The organism is Fibrobacter sp. UWT3 (assembly GCF_900230125.1).
Lineage (GTDB): Bacteria > Fibrobacterota > Fibrobacteria > Fibrobacterales > Fibrobacteraceae > Fibrobacter.
Window position 1 is genome coordinate 279355 of the sequence record NZ_OCSS01000002.1, and the last position, 25333, is coordinate 304687.

At 47.7% G+C, this 25333-nt stretch carries 18 protein-coding genes; 2 read left to right on the plus strand and 16 right to left on the minus strand.

Going from position 1 to position 25333, the window contains the following annotated elements; translation table 11 throughout:
• Positions 1-14: 14 nt before the first annotated feature.
• The gene (locus CRO08_RS08810) at positions 15-1178 is read right to left on the minus strand and encodes an FISUMP domain-containing protein (RefSeq protein WP_097035935.1); all 1164 of its coding nucleotides are present in this window, start codon (positions 1176-1178) and stop codon (positions 15-17) included.
• Positions 1179-1263: 85 nt separating this feature from the next.
• The gene (locus CRO08_RS08815) at positions 1264-2535 is read right to left on the minus strand and encodes an IS256 family transposase (protein ID WP_097034567.1); all 1272 of its coding nucleotides are present in this window, start codon (positions 2533-2535) and stop codon (positions 1264-1266) included.
• A gap of 95 nt (positions 2536-2630) precedes the next feature.
• Between CRO08_RS08815 and CRO08_RS08820 the strand changes: the two genes are divergently transcribed.
• Positions 2631-3410, plus strand: a complete 780-nt coding sequence (locus CRO08_RS08820) for a transposase (protein WP_097035933.1) — start codon at positions 2631-2633, stop codon at positions 3408-3410.
• Between the two features lie 201 nt (positions 3411-3611).
• Here the strand turns inward: CRO08_RS08820 and CRO08_RS08825 are convergent, their stop codons facing one another.
• The 5 genes from CRO08_RS08825 to CRO08_RS08845 form a co-directional block, all read right to left on the minus strand.
• Entirely contained in the window at positions 3612-5123 is a 1512-nt protein-coding gene (locus tag CRO08_RS08825) for a glycosyltransferase (RefSeq protein ID WP_097035934.1), read from the minus strand.
• A 20-nt stretch (positions 5124-5143) separates the two neighbouring features.
• Positions 5144-6307 (minus strand): FISUMP domain-containing protein, encoded by a 1164-nt coding sequence (locus CRO08_RS08830; RefSeq protein WP_097035935.1) that lies wholly within the window; start codon positions 6305-6307, stop codon positions 5144-5146.
• An 85-nt stretch (positions 6308-6392) separates the two neighbouring features.
• Entirely contained in the window at positions 6393-7664 is a 1272-nt protein-coding gene (locus CRO08_RS08835; protein WP_097034567.1) for an IS256 family transposase, read from the minus strand.
• Between the two features lie 106 nt (positions 7665-7770).
• Positions 7771-16614, minus strand: a complete 8844-nt coding sequence (locus CRO08_RS08840) for a neuraminidase-like domain-containing protein (RefSeq protein WP_097035936.1) — start codon at positions 16612-16614, stop codon at positions 7771-7773.
• Between the two features lie 823 nt (positions 16615-17437).
• Positions 17438-18082: a hypothetical protein gene (locus tag CRO08_RS08845; RefSeq protein WP_097035937.1), complete on the minus strand. Its 645-nt coding sequence runs from the start codon at positions 18080-18082 to the stop codon at positions 17438-17440.
• Positions 18083-18282: 200 nt separating this feature from the next.
• Between CRO08_RS08845 and CRO08_RS08850 the strand changes: the two genes are divergently transcribed.
• Positions 18283-19554, plus strand: coding sequence for an IS256 family transposase (locus tag CRO08_RS08850; RefSeq protein ID WP_097034567.1), 1272 nt, complete (start codon positions 18283-18285; stop codon positions 19552-19554).
• A 2-nt stretch (positions 19555-19556) separates the two neighbouring features.
• Here CRO08_RS08850 and CRO08_RS08855 read toward each other — a convergent pair whose 3' ends face one another.
• The 9 genes from CRO08_RS08855 to CRO08_RS17355 all read right to left on the minus strand — a co-directional run bounded on the left by CRO08_RS08855 (position 19557) and on the right by CRO08_RS17355 (position 25109).
• Positions 19557-20543: an RHS repeat-associated core domain-containing protein gene (locus CRO08_RS08855; protein ID WP_255252305.1), complete on the minus strand. Its 987-nt coding sequence runs from the start codon at positions 20541-20543 to the stop codon at positions 19557-19559.
• Between the two features lie 35 nt (positions 20544-20578).
• The gene (locus CRO08_RS08860) at positions 20579-21082 is read right to left on the minus strand and encodes a hypothetical protein (RefSeq protein WP_141398300.1); all 504 of its coding nucleotides are present in this window, start codon (positions 21080-21082) and stop codon (positions 20579-20581) included.
• Positions 21083-21101: 19 nt separating this feature from the next.
• Positions 21102-21590 carry a hypothetical protein gene (locus CRO08_RS08865; protein ID WP_097035939.1) on the minus strand — a complete coding sequence of 163 codons (489 nt, stop codon included), beginning with the start codon at positions 21588-21590 and terminating at the stop codon, positions 21102-21104.
• 71 nt (positions 21591-21661) lie between these two features.
• Positions 21662-22510: an IS3 family transposase gene (locus CRO08_RS08870; RefSeq protein ID WP_176495109.1), complete on the minus strand. Its 849-nt coding sequence runs from the start codon at positions 22508-22510 to the stop codon at positions 21662-21664.
• Between the two features lie 17 nt (positions 22511-22527).
• Positions 22528-22857 (minus strand): transposase, encoded by a 330-nt coding sequence (locus CRO08_RS08875; RefSeq protein WP_097034692.1) that lies wholly within the window; start codon positions 22855-22857, stop codon positions 22528-22530.
• A 44-nt stretch (positions 22858-22901) separates the two neighbouring features.
• The gene (locus CRO08_RS08880; RefSeq protein WP_097035941.1) at positions 22902-23321 is read right to left on the minus strand and encodes a toll/interleukin-1 receptor domain-containing protein; all 420 of its coding nucleotides are present in this window, start codon (positions 23319-23321) and stop codon (positions 22902-22904) included.
• Between the two features lie 413 nt (positions 23322-23734).
• Complete coding sequence (locus CRO08_RS08890; RefSeq protein ID WP_176495016.1) at positions 23735-24583, minus strand: IS3 family transposase; 849 nt, start codon at positions 24581-24583, stop codon at positions 23735-23737.
• Positions 24584-24600: 17 nt separating this feature from the next.
• Entirely contained in the window at positions 24601-24930 is a 330-nt protein-coding gene (locus tag CRO08_RS08895; protein ID WP_073321178.1) for a transposase, read from the minus strand.
• 44 nt (positions 24931-24974) lie between these two features.
• Positions 24975-25109: a hypothetical protein gene (locus CRO08_RS17355; protein ID WP_255252306.1), complete on the minus strand. Its 135-nt coding sequence runs from the start codon at positions 25107-25109 to the stop codon at positions 24975-24977.
• Between the last annotated feature and the right edge of the window lie 224 nt (positions 25110-25333).

Below are 25333 nucleotides of genomic sequence, written 5' to 3' on the forward strand. Positions count from 1 at the left end.
TTCTCCCCAAAAGGTTAATTATCCTTTATACAGCGAACTGGATTACCAGTTGTCATTTGGCTGCCATTTGTTCGAAAAAACACATCTAATCCATGAAAACTCAGCGTATAAGCGATTGTATATAAAGAAGAAGCTTGCGCCGTTGAAGACCATAATTTAGTAAAAACACCTATCCCAGTAAAACTCGGATTGTCGCCACTGTTATAAAAGAATCCCGTGTACAAAATAGAATAGCCAAATGCATTCGAGCCCTTTGTTTCACTAGTAGCAAGCACATCATACCCATATTCGGTCGGGCTATACTTTTTTATATAATTTATTAATTCTGAAGAAGATGTTGTATCTGGTAAATGCCATCCATTTGGACAAATTCCTCGATGATTATGGTATGCCTTACAACTTATTGTATCTGCACTACAACTTTTTTTAGGTATATCCATTGCAGCAGACCAACTATACAAACGACCGTATTTATCACAATTCAAATCATCATTATTATAGCACCAAGAGCCGCCCTGCAAATTTGGAGAAGCAACACTATCTGAGTAGTTCAAATTCTCTGCCATCCATTCCTGTGTTCCCATAAAGACTGTTTTATATGTCTGTCCATCTCGTTCATCATATAATTCACCGTAAATACACTTATCCTCAGTTGATGTTTTACATTTACCCACAACTGTATGGCTACTCGAAGATTCTATAACTAAACTTGATGAAGTTGTTGGTTCAGATGAACTTGAATCAACAATCTCATTAGAAGAACTGCTTTCCACCTGATGTTTTATGCTACTCGAACATTCTATAACTGAACTAGATGAAGTTGTTGGTTCAGATGAACTTGAATCAACAATCCCATCGGAAGAACTACTTTCTACCTGATGTTTTTCACTACTCGAACATTCTATAACTGAACTGGATGAAGTTATTGATTCAGATGAACTCGAACAATCAATCCCATCGGAAGAACTACTTTCTACATGCTGTTTTATACTACTTGAAGATCCTATAACTGAACTAGATGACACCCCTTCTTCAGATGAACTCGATAGGAATACATTCTCCGATGAAGACGATTCTAATGTCGAAAAAGGATTATCTCCAGACGATATTCCATCACTACAAGAAAGAAAGAAACAAGTAATTGCGATATAACATATAAGATTAATAAATCGTTTCATTTTTTACTTCCTTGCCGTGTAGGCTAAATAGATTAGAATTTGTCCCTTTTTTAGTTGAAAATCCAGGTCTCCAACTGGTGTAAATCTAGGCTATTAGCGCTTCATTGTCAAGTAATTTCATGCTCTTTTCCCGAAGTTTTTCGACAAGTTCGGGGATTTCCGCATAGCCGTCCAACCGTCTCCAGTTCTTTTCGCGGTGGAGGACCTCAGCGGCCATCCAGCGTTTGAACATTCCAATGTCCCTGTAGCGCTTCACGTTCTTCTCGATGGCGTCGAGACCGTTGAAGGTGGACTCGATTATGTTGGTCGTTATGAGCGACTTGCGCAGGAGCGCGGGGATGCCCAGCCGGTGGACCGTAAGCAGCCTCTCGCCGCCCTCGGAAAGCGATTTGGCGGCACTCGTGTTTATGCCTTCGAGCCACTCGTGGACCTTGAGAAGTTCCCTTCTCGCGTCCTCGTAGCCCACCATCCCGATGGCGTTGTTGTAGCGCCTGTCGAACTCGGCCCGGTACATCTCGGGCAGATGGGACTCGACGTTGCGCCTCTTGTGGATCACGCAGCGCTGGTGCTTGAGGTCCTTGCCGAAGCGGTCCTTGAGGGCGCGGTTGAGGCCCGTCCCGCCGTCGGTCACGAAGATGATGTCGGGGTGCAGGGCGAGGCCCCTGCTCTCCATGTCGGAAAGGAACGAACGGCACATTTCGGTGTTTTCCGAACTGCCCTGCCAGAGGCCAAGCACGCGCTTGTAGCCTTCCGCGTCAACGCCTATGGCGGCCATCACGACCTCGCCGCAGCGATGCATTGCGTCCATGAAGACGGCAACCGCCTCGAAGTCCTCCAGCCTGCGCTCGTTCAGTTCCTTCAGTTTCCTTGTGCATGCGGCAACGACCTTGCGCGACACCGACGACTTGCTTACGCCGAACGCCTCCCCGGCAGTCGAGAACACATCCTCGTAACGCCTCCCGGACAGGCCTGAGAGGCATGCGTGCAGCAGGTGCTCGGAGAACGCGTCGGGGTCTTTCAGACGGGCGTAGATACGCGATTTGACCTCGCCGTTTTCGTCCCTGAGCCTGGGTACGCGCACCTTCGCCTTGCCACCCGCGATGTACACGGAACCACCCTGGCTGGACCACTTCTTGAAGCCCTTCCTGGGGTGGTATGCTGCACCGCCGAGCTGTTCCCTTTCGGCCAGGAGTATCGCCTCCACGAGCCTTGCGCCCATCTCCCTCGACAGCGCGTCAAGGCAGCTTTTCCCCTGTTCGGCAAGGTCGGCCAGAACCACCCCGACACTGGTCGAAATGTCGATTTCTTCGCGGCGGACGATTGACAGTTTGGGGGTTCTTTTTGTACTTTTCATCATGGTGGTTATCCTCTTGCTTGGTGTTTTTTTGCTGAACCAAATTTACAAGTTGGAGACCACCTTTTTCTTTTTGGTTGCAGAAATTTCAACTAACTTTGGGGCATCTTCTGAACGAGCGCAGGCTGGAGGACTTCGAGGCGGTTGCCGTCTTCATGGACGCAATGCATCGCTGCGGCGAGGTCGTGATGGCCGCCATAGGCGTTGACGCGGAAGGCTACAAGCGCGTGCTTGGCCTCTGGCAGGGCAGTTCGGAAAACACCGAAATGTGCCGTTCGTTCCTTTCCGACATGGAGAGCAGGGGCCTCGCCCTGCACCCCGACATCATCTTCGTGACCGACGGCGGGACGGGCCTCAACCGCGCCCTCAAGGACCGCTTCGGCAAGGACCTCAAGCACCAGCGCTGCGTGATCCACAAGAGGCGCAACGTCGAGTCCCATCTGCCCGAGATGTACCGGGCCGAGTTCGACAGGCGCTACAACAACGCCATCGGGATGGTGGGCTACGAGGACGCGAGAAGGGAACTTCTCAAGGTCCACGAGTGGCTCGAAGGCATAAACACGAGTGCCGCCAAATCGCTTTCCGAGGGCGGCGAGAGGCTGCTTACGGTCCACCGGCTGGGCATCCCCGCGCTCCTGCGCAAGTCGCTCATAACGACCAACATAATCGAGTCCACCTTCAACGGTCTCGACGCCATCGAGAAGAACGTGAAGCGCTACAGGGACATTGGAATGTTCAAACGCTGGATGGCCGCTGAGGTCCTCCACCGCGAAAAGAACTGGAGACGGTTGGACGGCTATGCGGAAATCCCCGAACTTGTCGAAAAACTTCGGGAAAAGAGCATGAAATTACTTGACAATGAAGCGCTAATAGCCTAGATTTACACCAGTTGGAGACCTGGATTTTCAACTAAAAAAGGGACAAATTCATTCCAGGAAAGAACCTATCAATGTTTGGTCTTTTTAGAAAAGAGATATGAGTCAAATTTCGCATATAAGACATATTGTCATTATTTTGTATTAGAGCATTATTAAAAAGCAGAAATCCGAATCCCTAAAATTTGATTTTTCACATCATCCTTACCACTCAAATCCATCAAGGTTCCCGTTAGTCGCGAGGTACGCTATCGCATTGGCACCGATATGGGACTCCTCCGATTTGTGAAAAACGCCACTTAACTTCTTCAAGTTCAATCGCGACTTGTAATCTTGCAGAATCTGGTTTATAAAGTAGCGCAGGCACTTGGGCTTGATATATTCCAAATGGAATCGGTTGTTTATCCCGCAATCTTCGAGCCTTAGGGCATTATCCATCTGATCCTTGCCCAGCGGCAATACGAGGAAGGGGACATCGTAATAAACGCATTCCTTGATAGTGGCCAACCCGCCATGGATAATCGCACAACTACCATCATGTTTGCCATCTGCAAGCGCACTCAAGATTGTATGTTGCGGGGCCCAACCGCAAATGGTCACATTTTCGTAATCAGAAGACAATTCTTGGACAAGCGTAGAACCAGCACAAATAATCAAATGATAACCTTTCATGTCCGATGCCTGCATAGCACCAATTATGGACTGGAACAGAATAACAGCCTTATCTTTGTAATCAAGGATTTGTGAACCAGCCGTGACAAATACAATTTTACCGAGACTTGCCAGAAATGTTGTCCATGTATCGGCCGGGCATTCATCATTAGGCAAGGCAAGTTCCTTGTTAATGCACGGTTCGACATAGTGAACCTTGGGGCCGTGCTCATAATGCGAGTAGTCAAACACCTTCGGGCAAGGGATAAACTCATCAAGATTTGTCAAGGGCAAAATGAAGTCTTCTACACTTTTTTCAGGCTCCTTCTCCAGTTCATCCGTATCAACATCTTCGGGCATCACTATATTCAGGAGCATTCTCTGTTGGTAGTCATTGAAACCATTTAGATTTTGCAACACCCTGGTAGCAGAGTCTTCACTCGGATGCCGCAAGTAAGTCGTCGAAATGGCGAATTTCATCTCCCTCTTAAATTTATTACTGTTTTGGCTTAAATGATAAAGAATCGCTGTTTCCATTGAGGTGAAGAATCCGGAAACAATCAAATCTGGATTACGGCACTTATCCAAGCCATTTTCAAATGCATCTTTTGCACTTTCATCTAATCCCTTATAAAAATCCGGATAATAGTCATCATCAGTTTCATCATTCGTCAAAAAATTTCGTAGGGATAGTGCTTCAAAAATCTGCGACTCATTTGCGCCAGCATCTTTCATATCTTCCTCATCATCAAATCTCGCATAAACAAGACTCATAATATGGTCAGATTTCCAGCGTTCATTCGTAGTCGCCTGAACCTGTGCCGTATAACCTTCAGGATACGTTTTCGTAAAAATCGGATAATAGAAAAAATCCGTTCCGTTCGCAGCATTATAGTCATCGACAATCTGCTTGCAGTCCATTATCCCCATAAAGGCGATACTGTATAACTTTTCTCCGTCCTCTTCCAGGGAACTGAGATAATCCGCCCACGCAAGCGTCGGGAGCCAGTGGCCTTGTTCCTTGTAAACATCAGGCCAGAAAAGGATTTTTTTCTTATCAGCCATAATAATTTCTCCCCAAAAGGTTAATTATCCTTTATACAGCGAACTGGATTACCAGTTGTCATTTGGCTGCCATTTGTTCGAAAAAACACATCTAATCCATGAAAACTCAGCGTATAAGCGATTGTATATAAAGAAGAAGCTTGCGCCGTTGAAGACCATAATTTAGTAAAAACACCTATCCCAGTAAAACTCGGATTGTCGCCACTGTTATAAAAGAATCCCGTGTACAAAATAGAATAGCCAAATGCATTCGAGCCCTTTGTTTCACTAGTAGCAAGCACATCATACCCATATTCGGTCGGGCTATACTTTTTTATATAATTTATTAATTCTGAAGAAGATGTTGTATCTGGTAAATGCCATCCATTTGGACAAATTCCTCGATGATTATGGTATGCCTTACAACTTATTGTATCTGCACTACAACTTTTTTTAGGTATATCCATTGCAGCAGACCAACTATACAAACGACCGTATTTATCACAATTCAAATCATCATTATTATAGCACCAAGAGCCGCCCTGCAAATTTGGAGAAGCAACACTATCTGAGTAGTTCAAATTCTCTGCCATCCATTCCTGTGTTCCCATAAAGACTGTTTTATATGTCTGTCCATCTCGTTCATCATATAATTCACCGTAAATACACTTATCCTCAGTTGATGTTTTACATTTACCCACAACTGTATGGCTACTCGAAGATTCTATAACTAAACTTGATGAAGTTGTTGGTTCAGATGAACTTGAATCAACAATCTCATTAGAAGAACTGCTTTCCACCTGATGTTTTATGCTACTCGAACATTCTATAACTGAACTAGATGAAGTTGTTGGTTCAGATGAACTTGAATCAACAATCCCATCGGAAGAACTACTTTCTACCTGATGTTTTTCACTACTCGAACATTCTATAACTGAACTGGATGAAGTTATTGATTCAGATGAACTCGAACAATCAATCCCATCGGAAGAACTACTTTCTACATGCTGTTTTATACTACTTGAAGATCCTATAACTGAACTAGATGACACCCCTTCTTCAGATGAACTCGATAGGAATACATTCTCCGATGAAGACGATTCTAATGTCGAAAAAGGATTATCTCCAGACGATATTCCATCACTACAAGAAAGAAAGAAACAAGTAATTGCGATATAACATATAAGATTAATAAATCGTTTCATTTTTTACTTCCTTGCCGTGTAGGCTAAATAGATTAGAATTTGTCCCTTTTTTAGTTGAAAATCCAGGTCTCCAACTGGTGTAAATCTAGGCTATTAGCGCTTCATTGTCAAGTAATTTCATGCTCTTTTCCCGAAGTTTTTCGACAAGTTCGGGGATTTCCGCATAGCCGTCCAACCGTCTCCAGTTCTTTTCGCGGTGGAGGACCTCAGCGGCCATCCAGCGTTTGAACATTCCAATGTCCCTGTAGCGCTTCACGTTCTTCTCGATGGCGTCGAGACCGTTGAAGGTGGACTCGATTATGTTGGTCGTTATGAGCGACTTGCGCAGGAGCGCGGGGATGCCCAGCCGGTGGACCGTAAGCAGCCTCTCGCCGCCCTCGGAAAGCGATTTGGCGGCACTCGTGTTTATGCCTTCGAGCCACTCGTGGACCTTGAGAAGTTCCCTTCTCGCGTCCTCGTAGCCCACCATCCCGATGGCGTTGTTGTAGCGCCTGTCGAACTCGGCCCGGTACATCTCGGGCAGATGGGACTCGACGTTGCGCCTCTTGTGGATCACGCAGCGCTGGTGCTTGAGGTCCTTGCCGAAGCGGTCCTTGAGGGCGCGGTTGAGGCCCGTCCCGCCGTCGGTCACGAAGATGATGTCGGGGTGCAGGGCGAGGCCCCTGCTCTCCATGTCGGAAAGGAACGAACGGCACATTTCGGTGTTTTCCGAACTGCCCTGCCAGAGGCCAAGCACGCGCTTGTAGCCTTCCGCGTCAACGCCTATGGCGGCCATCACGACCTCGCCGCAGCGATGCATTGCGTCCATGAAGACGGCAACCGCCTCGAAGTCCTCCAGCCTGCGCTCGTTCAGTTCCTTCAGTTTCCTTGTGCATGCGGCAACGACCTTGCGCGACACCGACGACTTGCTTACGCCGAACGCCTCCCCGGCAGTCGAGAACACATCCTCGTAACGCCTCCCGGACAGGCCTGAGAGGCATGCGTGCAGCAGGTGCTCGGAGAACGCGTCGGGGTCTTTCAGACGGGCGTAGATACGCGATTTGACCTCGCCGTTTTCGTCCCTGAGCCTGGGTACGCGCACCTTCGCCTTGCCACCCGCGATGTACACGGAACCACCCTGGCTGGACCACTTCTTGAAGCCCTTCCTGGGGTGGTATGCTGCACCGCCGAGCTGTTCCCTTTCGGCCAGGAGTATCGCCTCCACGAGCCTTGCGCCCATCTCCCTCGACAGCGCGTCAAGGCAGCTTTTCCCCTGTTCGGCAAGGTCGGCCAGAACCACCCCGACACTGGTCGAAATGTCGATTTCTTCGCGGCGGACGATTGACAGTTTGGGGGTTCTTTTTGTACTTTTCATCATGGTGGTTATCCTCTTGCTTGGTGTTTTTTTGCTGAACCAAATTTACAAGTTGGAGACCACCTTTTTCTTTTTGGTTGCAGAAATTTCAACTAACTTTGGGGCATCTTCAATAGATTACAACATCTTTTATTTGATTCCCAGAGGCACCAGTTATTGAAAGAGTCCAGTTTGAAATAGCGCCGCGGCCTTCAAACAGTTGCCTTCTACCTGAAGACAAATTAAATTCAAATACGCCAGGATTTACGTTTGCCATACTAGCAGCAAATGATTCAGAATTGTTATCAACTATATTATTCAATTCACTTTGCATCAAAGTCAAATCGGCATTTACACAAAGAACATCTTCATCCGTTTCTACCAGCAACCGAACATTTCGAATTCTGCGGAATCTATGTGTATTGAAATCCCGATAAAAAAAGTCTTCATCCAATAAAATTGAGCACGTTCCACTATTTCTTAATGTGTTAAGTTGTGTCTTTTCAGCATCCAACTCGCTTAACCTTATCGGCCTTGTAATTTCCATTTCATGCACATCATTCTCCAAATACGCCTTCTCCATTCTCCGTAAATCTAACAAGATTCTTTCTGGAGCCAGCAATCCCTTGTAGAACGTTTCCCAATAATCGCCAGCCATAAATTCCGATGGTTTCGTGGAGTCTCCTTCAATTTCGAAATGGTAGGCCTTTTCCGCCATCTGGGCAACCTCAAGTAGCGTTTTCACATATTGCCGGAACACCTTGCCCAGTTCCTTCTCTAGCCAAATATAAAGGTCATTGTTAGTAAACTTCTCGCTCAGCACGTCGTAGATTTCTTCGGAACGCAGAATCTCCCTTTCAATATTTTTCTGTTCCTTCTCGACCTGCTGCACCTTGATTTCGTTTACTACCTCCTCCTTCTCTATCTCTGCAACCTCGGCATCGGCGACTTCGTCCTCGACAAGCCACTCCTTCTTGCGGCGTTCCAGTTCCGCCTGCAACTTTGTCTTCGCAGCATCTAACTGACGCTGGGCAAAGCGGGCGGCATAACTTTCGGCGGCACTAATCAGGTTTTCTGCAAGTTTCGTACCACCCAGCGACTCGATATCGAACCGAGGGCCACCGAAGGCATTTATGACAGAACCATACTTGAAGTCAGGCATCTTGTATGTCGCCGAGGCGATATTGCGCACCTTCTCGACAATCTCCTGTATCCTGGCGACCTTCTCCATCGCCTTCTGGTACATCTCCTCGCCCCTCGATACAAGGTGCATCGCCTTCTGCTGCTTCGTCACATTCTGCTTGGTGGCCTTCTTCTCCTCAATCTTTGTCTTTTCCACCTCAAGCGACTTGACCTTCATCTCGTGCACGGCCCTGGTTTCGGCAACCACTGCCTTGTCGCACTTCGCCTTGAATACCTGCAACTGCTCGGCATCCTGCTTCTCGAGTATGCCAAGCAGGTCGCGGCCCATCTGGCAGGCGTCCTTCGCCATATCGACAGCCAACTTAACAATGACACGGAATCGGTAGATCGGCAACTTGGCATCAATCGAGTTCAAGATGGAATCGACCGAGAGTCCCATCGCCTGCGCCTTGACCATCAGCCCAGGGTCTATTGGCGGGGCGAAAAGTGCCAGGGTTCGCTTTACACCCTGAATGTTGAGGCTGTTGCGAATCTTGTACAGCCTGTCGGCAATCGTGTCCCAGTAAGAGAACAGGGTCTCGTTGCGCGGGATGCTGAAATAGAACATAGATTCTACGATATTGCCGGTACGCCTGGTCTTGGCATCCATCGAGCGTATCAACAAGGCCTTCGCCCTGCCCTTGCCAACCAGTGCGGCATTCTCGTACTCGATAAAGGCGTTGCCCAAGTCGTCCGTCCTCGAGAGCAGTTCCTCCGCCGTCAACGGCGAGGCCGCATCCGGTTCCGGGGCTTCCGGGCTCTTCGGGCCAAGCAGTTCCGCCGCAAGCACATAGAACTGTATCGCAAGGTTCACGGATTCCGTCGTGTCCTTGGCGAACTCCCGGTCACCCCAACCAATGAGGGTGTCCAAGTACTTCATCACCACGTACTTCTGGTACGCCACGTTGCGGTAACGGGCTATCAGGTGCGGGTTGAACGGGTCGTTCTTCCACTTGTCCGCAAGCGACGAGAGCGCCGTGCGGTCAGGGAGCTTGTCGCGCTTTGTCGGCATCCCCAGCATCTGCAGTATGGACTTGTCCGCATCCTTGTTCGCAAAGAACGGCAGGAACTTCCAGTAACGCGCGCCCTTGGGCAAGAGGTGTATAAAGTGCTTGGTCCGCTCGTAAGCGGAATAGTTCTCCCTAGGGTCAAACACCAACTGCAGCCAAAGCAGCGCCTCCTCGTAGCTTTGTTCCGCAATCATCTTTTCGGCAATGAGCATCGGGACATAGAAGAACAGTTCCCAGTTGTACATTGCATTGGCTCCGCCCCACACAAAATCCACCATGGGTGCTGGGTAAGGGCCGTCCACGTTGGCCTTGTTGGGCCAGTAGTTGTAACGGAAAATGGTCTGTCCCAGGTCCCACGCCTGCCAGTCGCCCGCCATGTAGTAGCCGAGATACACGCTGAAATAGTAGTTGTAGTACGAGTAGGAGTAATAGTAACTATCTGAAATCGGCAAAGCCTGCGTCTCGCGGGTATAGAGCCACTTGGTTCCGCCGTCGCGGTATCGCTTATAGAAATCATCCACCAGCGAGTGAGACAACAGTTCGAACCTGTAGTTCTTCTGGCCGGAATTCACATCGCCGTCCTTCGGGACAGCCTGCACAAAGAATGTTCGACGGTCATCCATGTAGAAGAACGGCAAATCCTCCACCTTGTCGTTCCTGTCCAGTTTCAGCATCGAAAGGTTCGTCGCCACGATACGGAACAAACCCGGCGTATAGTTCAACACCGCGTTGTCCTCCGGGTAGAGCAACCCCTTGTTTCCGCAGGTGAACTCAGGAACTTCCGTAAACACGCCATGTACAAGTTGTGTGCGCTCCGGTGCGTAGTCGTCTATCGGCAGATAGTCGGAATCGAGGAACTCTATGGTATCGCTCCCGTCATTCTTGATAATGATGGACGCCAGGCACCTGTAAAACTGCCGCGACTTGTCGTAAACACGCTTTGTCACCTTGTTTATCTTGGTGGAGCCGTCCATGACCTCGGTGGTCCCGACAATCTCCTCATATTCCTGATACTTGTACGCCGTCTTGACTATTGAGACCTTCACCCAGTCCAGAGAAGATTCCGTCTTCAGGCTGTAGCGGTCGTCGATAGCCTCGTTGTCGCCGAGCGCGAAGTCGAGCTGGTTGCTGGACGTGTCGTACAGCGCGTTGCAGGTCATGCGGGTTCCGGTCCACTTCGTCCCCGTATAACTTGTCCAGCATATCCGGATCCTCGCGTAGTACTCGATATTCTCCATCCCGCCATCTGACGCCGCATCCATGGACCGTTGCCCCATGGTAACCTGGGGCCACAGCAGGTAAAGGCGCTGGTTCACGACAGCCGGCACAACCGTTTCCGAAGGGATATCCACATCGAGGCGTTCCCATGGGGTCCATTCCCCGGAAAGGGTCGCCTTCGCCTTGTACTTTCGGTAGTAGTAGGCGTGCGGCTCGCCGCGCGTACGCCCGATGATGTGCAGCGTATAGAGGATTCCGCCTTCGTCGCCGCCATCCTCCTTCGTCGCGCCGACAATCTCAATACTGGAAACCTCGCGGACCTTCTCGAGATACTCAAACAGGGCATCCTCTAAATTCTTGTGGTCGTCAGAAAATTCCTGAATCCGTTCCTCGAGTTCCTCAAAGAACGGGGTCTTGTCGTCGCGCAGGTCGGACGCAATCCAGTTCTCGGGGTAGAGGAACACCTTGCGCGCAGCCTCCCACACACGGTAGTTCTTCATCCATTCCCATTCACTGCGCTGTTCATCGGTCAGGATATTCTCACCTTCCAGGCCCAGTTCCGCACGCTGCACAAACAACTGGATGGATGCCGACGCCTGGACAATGCGGGAGATTGTCATGTCGGGTTCCATCTTCACGTCCATCAGGTAATAGCCGTAGATGTCGTTCTCGTCTACGAACTTTCTCGGGTACCGGCTATTCTTCTCGTAATCCTTATTGGGGAGAATGCAGGAATCCCAGCAGACATATGCCGCGAGGGCATCGCGCTTTCTCCTGCGCAGGTCATCGTTCATCTCCTGGGCAAACTTGAGCCACTCGGATTCCCTGGTATTGGCCCTTACGGCATCTTCTAGGGTTTTTACCGAGGCAGTATAACTGGATAGCGCCACCCCGATGTTCTCGTCATAGTTATCCGAACCAGGGACGAGGTCTATTTCGGACAGCAGGTCATCTAGGTCTGTCGGCAGCAGATGGGTCTTCGCATACAGTTCGTAGTAGCGCGTAAATTTCAACCATCCGTCAAGCGACGTGCATTCGACAGGGTCTTCAAAGGATGCTTCCTTTAGGGCGCCTATGACATCCGAGCCTACCGCCAATAGATTCTCAAGATCCTCGCCCTCCACCAGCCTGTCAATATCGAAATCACCTGAAAGCAGCCTATCCGTGACATAGTTCGCGACAATCAGCGGACGGATTACGCCATACTTCCCAGAATCCGACTCAGCAGCGTTCAAGAAATCCACCGTCGTCAAATCTATCCCCTGTTGGGTCTTCTGTATAAAGTTATAGACTGCGACCTTCCTTAAGAGGGTGACATACAGTTCATAGGATTCCGTGGGAAGGCGGGGAGTCTCAACAGTGCCTGTTCGGGTTTCGCCTTTGGGGTGGACTATTTCGTCATACTGTTTAGCATCGGCATAAAAGTCTTCCCATCCGTCCATTTCAGGAGGCCAATCATCTGGCAAGAGTTCTTCGCCCTGACCCTTGACAAGTCCAAATTCCGCACATATTAGGAGTTTCAAGTTATCATGCCAGGCCTTAATGACTTTGTCGTAATTTTCAGATTCGGAGGTCGGCACCTCTCCCAAACCAGATGAGGCTAGGTTCAAAGCAAACTGATTAGCCGCACTCTCCTCATCCTCGCCAATCGGGGCAAGCAAGTCCAAGTAAAACTCTGCGTCAACAGATGTTCCCGAAATGATACGCCATTCATCGGACAGTTCACGGATGGATTCAAGGGTATGGTCATCAGTCCATGCCCCATATTCTACGATTCTGCCCAAGTTAGGCACAGAAATGCCAAATGATTTCGCAATAAGGCTGTAACGGTAGCACTCGTAAAGCACCTGTAAAAGCGAATCATCGTCACCAACACTTATAGTGTCATAGATATTCTCAGAATCCTCTTCGGAAAGTCCCAGACCCTCTACCAACAGTTTAAGCGCTGTTCGACGATATTCATCGTCCCCGCTCATGCTCACCAGCAACCCCGGCAACTGATACACGGAATTGATGAATTCCGTCGTTGCCTCCTGCTTGCATCCCAGAACCATGGCGTCCTGAACCGATACGTTATAACGGCCAACCAGTTCACAGACAACATCCAGTTCTTCAAGAGACAGGTTAAATGTCAAGAGAATGTCGGAAAGGGACCAGCCGAGAATGTTCTTCCGGTGGACCAAAACCGCCATCTTCCTAAAGAACGAATCCCAATCAACGTTAACCGGGACCTCCTCTTCATCGACAACAACCATCCTAGGTACAAACTCATAGCCATTGATGTTTGCCAACTGGTAGAATTCGGAATCCTTGGGCCTATAGCGGACACCATCAAAGTTTCCGTTATTCAAGATTTCGTTCAGGTCATGAATCGTGAACCCGGTCCTTTGCAGGAATACCGCGACCCGACGCAGGACGCCAATGTAATTCCCCGTTGTTGTGGAATTCTTGTCTGGAAGGATAATCTCGTTGCCATGCTCCTTCAACCCCCACATGTCCCAGGTACTGAACTGGCCACAGTCCAGGCTTGAATCCATAAGGCATCGCTGGTTAAAGTCAAGCCTCAACTCCCTGCAGTCGCTAGTCGATTCCGCATTTGCATGCTGTAATTTGGGAATATCATAAAAATGCAGCGACAAGTTCGAAAGAATTTTTCTCGCCTTGTCCCTGCTGAAATTGGCAGGAAGCTGGAACGGGTAGATTTTCCTTGCCAACAGAAGGGCGGCAGCGTCATCGATCGATTTGTCCTCCCCGTCCTTAAACTCCAGAGGCTCCGCCCGCAGCACAGCCGCGGTCGCATCGACGGGATTGTTATTGGCGACAACACAGGCTTTCCCGTTTTTATCCAGGCCATCGTTTACCAGGCATTCCAGCAGTTCTATCCCTAGGTCTATCGTAGGCATCGGGATTTCAGCATTCGCCTTGGTCAACTGCAAACCGAGATAGTCCGGACGGCGCTTGGTAAATGCGCTATACGCCGTACTCTTCTTCAAAAACTTCAGCAAGTCAACGTAGTATGCAGACGCACTGAGTATAGATTGCCCCTGGGTCGCCTTCGTGAAGTTGATGTTCCCGAATAGGCCAGCCCAGTTAATGGTATTGCGTGTAGCCTCGCGAACTCTCGCCGTATTCGTATTGAGTTCGGGGTCGGTTGCCCTCAACATCCGGGTCTTGGGCAGGGCACGCGGGATTGCGCGAAGCGTTATGTTTTGCTGGCCATCCCGATTCTCCGGTACTGGGTATTCCTCCTCGGGTTCCTCGGCAGGTTCCTCGACAGAACTTGTTACATACGCCTGAATATTGAGCGAGGCCTCTGCCATGTAGTTCTGAGCAAGCCTATGGATTTGCCTTGCCTCTGCGACCTTGCCGATACCGTTACCATGCTTGGCGACAAACTCGTTCTCGCTCATTGTCGAAATTTGGTATGCGGACTTAAAACCGTGATTGATTAGATAGGCAATCGCCTCGGCGCTCTCGGTCAGGTGATAAAGTCGCTGCAACTGCTGGATCTTTTCTTTTGCAGATACCGTACTATCACCGATATACTCGTCAAGGTCGGTATCGGAAAGCGAGAAATCCTCCCATGCCGGACTCATCAATAAATCACAAGTATCTCCCCATTCCTGGTCTTCGAGCCTATCTTTTAGGCCCCACAACAACGCTTGCTGCGGGAACCACGCTATAATCTGTTCCGAAAGTTTGCGGGCATAGACAATTTTCTTCAAGTTAACATTGCTGCCAGGGAATTCGGGCGGCAGGGCACTTGAAAGTTGGCCATTCCCATTCGTCGGGACAGTTCCTTCATAACGATAAAGGGTATAATATTCCTTGGCAATTTCATCAACAATACTTTTCCAATCTGAATCATCCAAGTAAATTAAGTCTGCCAGTCTGCCAAATTCAAAATTTTCCTTTTGAATTGCATAGCGATACGCGCAGACCACTCCGGGAGCAAATTTTTCAAAGAAATCATTGAGGTCGAAGACTGCCTTCAGCCTAGAAATTTCAGCTTGAGTCAAATGCGGGGTTTCGGCTTCTTGCAGCCATTCAATCAAGGCGCCAGTATCCGCTCCAACGTTGTAGTAGGCTTCCAGCAATTCTTCGTAAAGAACCTGGTCATCCGATTTAGGTGGTTCCTGAATTTCCTCTTGACCATCTTCCTCTTGACCATCTCCATCTAAAAAAGATCCATTATCTGTTCCCGTCCCTTCATTGGCGGTTTCTTCGGCAAAGTCCTCTACAGCGACATAATGCGGGCGCCTACCGGCAGCCTCCTCTCCATCCTGGGATTGACCCTCGGACGGGAACTCTATAGTCAAATTTCCCTTGATATACAGGCTGATGAGTTGGCTGATAGTCAGCGAATCGTCCGTTTCGCCGTCTTCCCCCTGTAGCATATTGCCGTTTACCAACTTTTTCCAAAGTTCCAGAATATACATGGTATCGACAGGGCATATAAGCCCATCGGAAACCGCTCCAAAAAGTGTCTTCTGGATTACCGTCGGCTTAATGCTTTTCAGCCTGACAAGCGTAGAAACGCCCTCCCGCAATGCCAACGCGAAAAACACCTCGGGCCATTTTTTCGGGGGCTCCGGTGAAAGGAACTCATCCGCCTTAGGGTCGTTCGCTAGGCGTTTCTGCAACTGCAAAAACAGGCTATACGCCATAAAGTATGCCTGGGCCATGCTATCGGCAATGCGCTCGCGCCCCGTCACCAAGGGGAATGTCGTATTCGACTTCAGGAATGTCGCTATGGCAGAAATTTTCTTCGTTATGTCCGACCCGTCGTATTCCGCAAATACGGCATCATAATAAACGGCGAGCGACTGCTCTATCTTCTCGAATTCGCACCTGAATACTTTCTGCTGGCTCTTTAGCGTGAAGTTAATCTCCTGCTCGCTTTTCCCGTTAAACACGAGATGCTCGATTGCAAGGGACTTGTACGTTTCATTATCCCCCTGCTCAAAAACTTCGGCATAAAGCGAAACCTTGTCCTTGCCGTAGTCCTCCTTCGAATCCAGATGGAGGCCCGTAGGCAGCATTGAGGAACTATATCGGATTTCATACCGACCATCGAGATCGGAGTCGACCGTGCCGAGCACAATCTTCCTGAAACGGCGCGTAGTCGAATTACTCGAAACCGTTTCCTCAAAATGGAGGCAGTAGGCATTAACCTTCAGGCCCGAAAGGACATTGCCCTGGTTGTTCTTGACCGTACCAAATACGCGGCAATCGCCGCCTTGGTAGTTCAAGATGTCAACTGCGCCTATATTCAATGCAGAATCAGGTTCGTTGTATATGCCAGATGTCCAGAGGGTATTCTGCTGGTAGTCTTCTACACGAATCCGGAGCGTAGGGTACTCGAGAGTCGTATCGCCGTTCTGAAACTGCGAACTCGAAAAGCCAAGCGTGAAGGAGCCATCGGAAGAAATACCCGTTTCCGCAATCGTTTGAAAAACGCCATTCTTCAGGTTATCGGCATACACCTTACCCTCGTAAAATGGGATGCCGTTTTTGTTGAGCGTTCCGGAAACAATCCAATAGTTAGGTACGGGATAGGGCATTACGGCTCCTTTGTTATAGTCTTAAATCTATACACGAATTGCCGCCCAGTCAATATTTTTGATACAAAAAATTCGATTTATTTATTTTTCGCCAATATTTTTTCGCAAAATTTTAAATTTCAAAAATTTGAATACGCTTTGAATACGGCAAAAGAAAAATTTATATGCAGCCACAATTACATAACAAATTTATATCCAGCGTCATTTCATCTTCTTGTCTATGTATTTAAAAAACAGAAATTACCCTTATCTATCATAACAAGCCACTTTCTCCACCATGGGCAAAGATGCCAAACAATACCCACCAGCGCAGCCCAGTCTTTCCCATTTTTCCGGAGGACCATAAAATCCAAAATACCACCCCCTTGTAGAACTCGTATAACTATACCACTGTGCGGTATCCCGCTCTGCAATCACATTATAGTGATTCCCCGTGTAGAAGTTTATAACCGGTTCCACAATCTCAACATCATTATTCAAATAGACATGAAGTTTATCCTAAGGTTCGGGAAACATTCCGTACCATCGTAATCGCACCCCAAAAGGATACCGACCAGCATACAATAAAGGAGTCCAAGCACTTTTGTGGACTGGTTACGCTGCCTAAAAAAGGAAATAAGGTGAACAAATACCGTATGGAAAAATACACTTCAGTAAAAAAAAATATATATTAACATAAGGCAGCAATGGAGATGACTAAACTTACCGTAAAAAACAATTACCTTCCAAGGCTAGCTTTTCGATAAAAATACAAAAAATCCGTTATTCAACTCACCGCACGTTCTGCCGTGCCGCCAAAAGCAGGGAGAGGCTTTGCAAAAATTTAGTCCTTGCAAATGTCCTCAAATTTAATTTCAATATTTCCTCCAGAGCTACGGTATTTACCGTAAAAATATAAAGCCTTTTCACAATCATCTTTTGATGGTTTATATCCGTAAAGATTGCCAAGAGCAGAATAATAATATGCTTCTGGATATAAAGATGCATAGGGGTTCAATAGATTATATGGAAATAGAATCCAATTTTTTGAATCGCCTGCTATTGTTCCATTTTCAAGAGACAATTGATATATCAACATGCTAATAAAAAAATCAAAATTTCCCAATTCCACATTTGAGCGAGAATAATCTTTCAAGGCTTTTAAAACATTCTTGTCATTATCTTTAGCCACCATTTTTTTGAATCCATTTTCCATAACATCAACATGGGCTGTTTTGCAATTATTCAAGCGAAGTGCTGTGTTCGGATAAATCGAAATAATCATCGCTTCGACAAAGCACTGGACATCTGTTTTCTGGACTTGAAGAGAATCGCCTTTTTTTTTCTCCATACTTGATGTTTTTTTCAATATGGGTTGTATTGTATTTTTTGAGGAATCCAGGTTTACTTGGTATCCCCAAAGAAACCCCAACACAAACGCAACAACCAAACTTATCGCAACCTTTTTTTTCATTTTAATTTTTACCATACTCCTTTAGAAGACTCTGGCTTAAGCCCTTCGACTCCTTTCCATAGACGCACTTGAGTCACAGTATATTTATAACTATCCACATATTCTCGGAAGATGCCCCAAAGTTAGTTGAAATTTCTGCAACCAAAAAGAAAAAGGTGGTCTCCAACTTGTAAATTTGGTTCAGCAAAAAAACACCAAGCAAGAGGATAACCACCATGATGAAAAGTACAAAAAGAACCCCCAAACTGTCAATCGTCCGCCGCGAAGAAATCGACATTTCGACCAGTGTCGGGGTGGTTCTGGCCGACCTTGCCGAACAGGGGAAAAGCTGCCTTGACGCGCTGTCGAGGGAGATGGGCGCAAGGCTCGTGGAGGCGATACTCCTGGCCGAAAGGGAACAGCTCGGCGGTGCAGCATACCACCCCAGGAAGGGCTTCAAGAAGTGGTCCAGCCAGGGTGGTTCCGTGTACATCGCGGGTGGCAAGGCGAAGGTGCGCGTACCCAGGCTCAGGGACGAAAACGGCGAGGTCAAATCGCGTATCTACGCCCGTCTGAAAGACCCCGACGCGTTCTCCGAGCACCTGCTGCACGCATGCCTCTCAGGCCTGTCCGGGAGGCGTTACGAGGATGTGTTCTCGACTGCCGGGGAGGCGTTCGGCGTAAGCAAGTCGTCGGTGTCGCGCAAGGTCGTTGCCGCATGCACAAGGAAACTGAAGGAACTGAACGAGCGCAGGCTGGAGGACTTCGAGGCGGTTGCCGTCTTCATGGACGCAATGCATCGCTGCGGCGAGGTCGTGATGGCCGCCATAGGCGTTGACGCGGAAGGCTACAAGCGCGTGCTTGGCCTCTGGCAGGGCAGTTCGGAAAACACCGAAATGTGCCGTTCGTTCCTTTCCGACATGGAGAGCAGGGGCCTCGCCCTGCACCCCGACATCATCTTCGTGACCGACGGCGGGACGGGCCTCAACCGCGCCCTCAAGGACCGCTTCGGCAAGGACCTCAAGCACCAGCGCTGCGTGATCCACAAGAGGCGCAACGTCGAGTCCCATCTGCCCGAGATGTACCGGGCCGAGTTCGACAGGCGCTACAACAACGCCATCGGGATGGTGGGCTACGAGGACGCGAGAAGGGAACTTCTCAAGGTCCACGAGTGGCTCGAAGGCATAAACACGAGTGCCGCCAAATCGCTTTCCGAGGGCGGCGAGAGGCTGCTTACGGTCCACCGGCTGGGCATCCCCGCGCTCCTGCGCAAGTCGCTCATAACGACCAACATAATCGAGTCCACCTTCAACGGTCTCGACGCCATCGAGAAGAACGTGAAGCGCTACAGGGACATTGGAATGTTCAAACGCTGGATGGCCGCTGAGGTCCTCCACCGCGAAAAGAACTGGAGACGGTTGGACGGCTATGCGGAAATCCCCGAACTTGTCGAAAAACTTCGGGAAAAGAGCATGAAATTACTTGACAATGAAGCGCTAATAGCCTAGATTTACACCAGTTGGAGACCTGGATTTTCAACTAAAAAAGGGACAAATTCATATTCTCGATTCTCCGCAGTAATTTTTTGGGGTTTTGCTTTTTCAATTGCTCCAGTTTTCTCATTAACTTCAAAATTTACTGTTGGTGGTTCATGATCACTATTATCAATTCCAGAAAAACCAACAACCTTTCCATCCTTAGCATCATAACTAGTCAAAACTAAAAAATGTTTTGTAACGCCCTCATTGATCATCCTTCCATTTTTATCTTCGGCCTTTTTTCCAATAGACACACCGACAACAACAGGCAAACCTTTATCAATTGAAGCTTTTATATATGACAGCATATTTTCAGCAATTTTTTTTCTTATCGAAAGATTTCTATAATCCTTAGGTTGTTCTCGTTTTATAGCTTCTTTCCAAACACCACCAATGGCGTAATCCCTTTTATCCTTTGCACGACCGACATGAGCACCCGTATACTTTTGAGAAGCAGCAGCTTCTGCAGCTGCAACAGCCAAATCAAAACAAACAGCGTCATCATACCATCCAAATTCTTTGATTTTTTCAATCATCTCATCACTAATTGACTGGGGGCCATCAGTTGGTATATTTTTTTCCTCATCACTATCCCTATTTTTTTTCGATATTGACACTTGATTAACATTTCTTTGTTCTTGATCAACAACATTTTCTTCGTTGGTGCCATGAGGATCCACTCCGCTTACGGGGTTCCCGTGCACGTAGGCGTAGAGGTTTATTCCGTCTTCTAGCCATGTGGGGTCCGTGGAGACCCACCTTGATATATGGGCGGCGTAGTAGCGCTGCTCGCAGTAGTACAGCGAGGATTCCTCGTCCTTCTCCTTACCTGTGTAGAATATCATCTGCATGGCATCGTCTTTTTCGCAAAGAAATCCTAACTCAAGTAACTGCGCATCTAAATCAGAAGGGTTCTCCTGAAAATTAGAAGTCTTTCTCTGTAAAGAAACGCAAGGCATAGAGTTAATATAAGATAATTATTCGCAACTAAAATTTACTCTACAACAATTCCATATTTCTTTTTCAATTTTATGCGGGCGGCAGCTGTTATTTTCTCGGGCGGCAACTTCGTAACAGCAAATTCTAAAGCCTGTTTTGCATTTGTCACCATAAACGACAAGGTTATAAAAAGCGATTTAAAATTAGCAATCGTATAAAAAGTAAGTCCAAATTTTGTCACCGTAAATGGAAGATCAAGTTCCACTACATTATTCCAAGGGATACGAATTTCTTTTTTATATAAAGAGCGAGAAAAAAATTGCAATTTTTTTATTGCAGTTATTCCAGAATCATCAAATATTAAGCGCGTGTTAGGCAAATAGCAAAAAAGCCATACACATAGCAAAAGCATATATATAATTGAAATAATTATAAAATTTACAGAAAGATTGAGCGGAGAAGAAAAAATGGTTGCATAAGAGAACAGAGAAAAAAACAAACCTAAAAATGTTCCCACTATAATATAAATAGCTTTACTTTGTTTACAAACGATTTGCATTTATTCTACCCCTTTTTTATCAAATTCCGACATAATCAAATTTTGTAAAAGACTTAATCCAACCATAAACGTAATAGAGAGTACAACCACGCCACCAAGGGACAATATTGGAGACGCTAATAGAGAGCCAACACCAAAAATAGATACCATAGTAAAAGACGCAGAAATGGTCGGCCCCCATAATAATGATTTTAGAATGCTGAACAGATGATTCAAACAAAATCTTTCCATCAATCAAGTCATCTTCATATTCATCTTTGGTCTGTTTCGTTGTATCGACCTTTTTGAGTTTTGGACAAACAAAAACATCCTCCAATACGACATTTTTCTTTCGAGGGTGAGCATTAGTTAAAGGATCAGCGGAGTGTAAATAATCTTCAAATTCTTCACTCATCTGCATTGATTTGATTTTCTTGATTGTCTCAACAACCTTCTTTACACCATTATGAACATCCATTGAGGCTTTTTCTTGGCTTTGGATTTGTAGTTTTTTTAATAGTGGGTTCATGAACAACCATATTCATTACCGGTTAAGTTAAATATATCCTTTTTTCTTGTTAAGTGGTATACCCTTGTGGTCTAGGCAGCCTGTTTTGACAGCCTATATTCAACCGGAGTCATGTATCCCAGCGAACTATGGAGCCGTTTCCGGTTGTAGAACAGCTCGATATACCTGAAAGCGGCCTCCCGCACGTCTTCGATGTCCTTGAAGTCACGCCTGTAGGCCATCTCCTTCTTGAAGCTTGCGAAGAAGCTTTCCATGCAGGCGTTGTCGTAGGGGCAGCCCGGTGCGCTCATCGAGGGCGTTATCCCGTTCTCCGAGAGCATCGTGCGGTAACCCATGCTACTGTACTGCACGCCGCGGTCGGAATGGAAGATTAGTCCGTCGTGATGGCCGCGTTGCATGATGGCATTGGACAACGCGCGCTTGACAAGTTCCGTGTCGATGTTCTTGCTTACGGCGTAGCCCACCGCCTCCTTGTTACACAGGTCCAACACCACGGCAAGGTACACCCAGCCAAGCGTAGTCTTGACGTAGGTGATGTCGCCGGCCCAGACGGCGTTCAGGCTGTCGGGATCGAACTTACGCTGCACCAGGTTCTCGCTGTACATGGAGTCACATTTGCCCTTGCGGTAGGGTTTCCATTTCTTGAGCGTGACCGGATAGAGCCCGTTCTCGCGCATGATGCGGCGCAGTTTCCACACCTTTACCTCGACACCCTTGTCTTGGAGTGCCGCCAGCATCTTCGGGCAACCGTACACGCGGTGGTTTTCTTCGAAGGTGTCGCGGACCTTCTGGACAAGCCGTTCTTCGCGGGCCTTCTTCTCGGCACGTTTTTCCTGCTGGCGCGACCACTGGTAGTAGGAACACTGCGGTATTCCTAGGGCTCTGCACATCTTCCTGACTGAGTATTTCTTGCGGTTCACGTGTATCGCCTCGCATTTCAGTCGTGTGGTCGCATAAAGATGTGCAGGGATTTTTTTAGGATCTCTACCGTCTCCTTCTCGTCCGCGAGTTCCTTTTCGCGTTTCTTCAGGAGCTTCTCCAGTTCCCTGTTCTTGGCGGCGAGTTCCTCGACGGACACCTTGCGGATGCGCCGTTCCTCGCGATAGCTCGGCAGGTTGTGTTCCTTGCGGTACTCGTTTACCCACCTACCGACCGTATTTGGCCCTATTCCGAGTTCCTTGGCTATCTGATTTGCGGACTTTTCGCCTTTCAGGACCAGCTTGATGACCTGTTCCCTTGTCTCGGAGCTATAGTTGATTTTTGCCATTGTTTTACCTTTTGGGGGTTGCGCAATGAATATAGTAGCTTATGCTACCCTCTTATTAAACTCCTGCATGGTCCACTTTCCCAATAACCAGATTTTATTGCGTGACCATCGGTCGGTAGCGCAAGCAGCTTCTTCAGGAACGGATCATCTTGCCAAGGACTATCACCCACAATTATTGGAATTACCACCAGCCCCTTTTCTTTTCTCAATTTTTCAGCAATTTCTTTTTCCTTAATACATGATTCAGATGCCAAGTATGCAGTAGAAAGAAAGAGACATATAATATCGGACTCGTCCATCATTTTTGGAATATCTTCATTCCAAAAATCAGATCCTGCTTTTATATCTCTGTCCCATAGAATTTCAACCTCTTTGATTCTTTCCATAGGAGCAAATGTATCAATGACATTTTTTACAGTTGTGCCATCGCTATGTGTATAACTTATAAATATCTTTACCGACATAAATCCTCTCTTACTGACCTATTTTTTAACCAATTACTTATTCATACCACATATTATAACCCAAGACTACATTCCCTGTACCAGAATTTGCATAACGCTTTATCCTAATTTTCAAGTCACTATTGGAATTCGCATAGAAATCAACAACTTCGAACGGGTTCTTTGCACTATTCGAATATGCAAGAGTCACACCATCCTGTACTACAAATAAATCGATATCTTGAGGAATCGTCTTATTCATATAAATATATCCACCAGGCATAAGCCAAGAGATGGCAATTCGGTACCTCTTGTCTTTTATAATGCTCGTGGATTTGTAGTTTTTTTAATAGTGGGTTCATGAACAACCATATTCATTACCGGTTAAGTTAAAATATATCCTTTTTTCTTGTTAAGTGGTATACCCTTGTGGTCTAGGCAGCCTGTTTTGACAGCCTATATTCCACCGGTGTCATGTAACCGAGCGAACTATGGAGCCGTTTCCGGTTGTAGAACAGCTCGATGTACCTGAAAACGGCCTCCCGCACGTCTTCGATGTCCTTGAAGTCTCGCCTGTAGGCCATCTCCTTCTTGAAGCTTGCGAAGAAGCTTTCCATGCAGGCGTTGTCGTAGGGGCAGCCCGGGGCGCTCATCGAGGGCGTTATCCCATTCTCCGAGAGCATCGTGCGGTAGCCCATGCTGCTGTACTGCACGCCACGGTCGGAATGGAAGATTAGTCCGTCGTGATGGCCGCGTTGCATGATGGCATTGGACAACGCGCGCTTGACAAGTTCCGTGTCGATGTTCTTGCTCACGGCATAACCCACCGCCTCCTTGTTGCATAGGTCAAGTACCACGGCAAGGTACACCCAGCCAAGCGTAGTCTTGACGTAGGTGATGTCGCCGGCCCAGACGGCGTTCAGACTGTCGGGATCGAACTTCCGCTGCACCAGGTTCTCGCTGTACATGGAGTCACATTTGCCCTTGCGGTAGGGTTTCCATTTCTTGAGCGTGACCGGATAGAGACCGTTCTCGCGCATGATGCGGCGCAGTTTCCACACCTTTACCTCGACACCCTTGTCTTGGAGTGCCGCCAGCATCTTCGGGCAACCGTACACGCGGTGGTTTTCTTCGAAGGTGTCGCGGACCTTCTGGACAAGCCGTTCTTCACGGGCCTTGCGTTCGGCCCTTGCCGTTTCCTGTTTTGACCACTGGTAGTAGGAACACTGCGGTATTCCTAGAGCTCTGCACATCTTCCTGACTGAGTATTTCTTGCGGTTCACGTGTATCGCCTCGCATTTCAGTCGTGTGGTCGCATAAAGATGTGCAGGGATTTTTTTAGGATCTCTACCGTCTCCTTCTCGTCCGCGAGTTCCTTTTCGCGTTTCTTCAGGAGCTTCTCCAGTTCCCTGTTCTTGGCGGCGAGTTCCTCGACGGACACCTTGCGGATGCGCCGTTCCTCGCGATAGCTCGGCAGGTTGTGTTCCTTGCGGTACTCGTTTACCCACCTACCGACCGTATTTGGCCCTATTCCGAGTTCCTTGGCTATCTGATTTGCGGACTTTTCGCCTTTCAGGACCAGTTTGATGACTTGTTCCCTTGTCTCGGAGTTGTAGTTGACTTTTGCCATTGTTTTACCTTTTTGGGGTTGCGCAATGAATATAGTAGCTTATGCTACCCTCTTATTAAACTCCTGCATGGTCCAGCAACCTTCTTGACGTTTCCGATATCGGGCTGCTTGACATTCACGCCGGCGCAGGAGCACAGCAGGAACACAAAAGAGCAGAGGGCGATTAGCTTTTTCATCATTTTCTCCTTATAGGATTTAAAAGTTCTTTGTTCTCGTCTTAACCCGGCAGCGGGTTTAGAAAATAATTTGATTCCTGTCACAAGATTTTGACTATTCTGTTGTATATAATTACAACAAGTTAACATATTTTTTTCTTACTTTAGATGGAACGCGTTGTTTTGTAAGAAAAATGTATGATGATTACGGGTGCGAGATGTGTTTGCGGGGATGAAATATTTTTTTT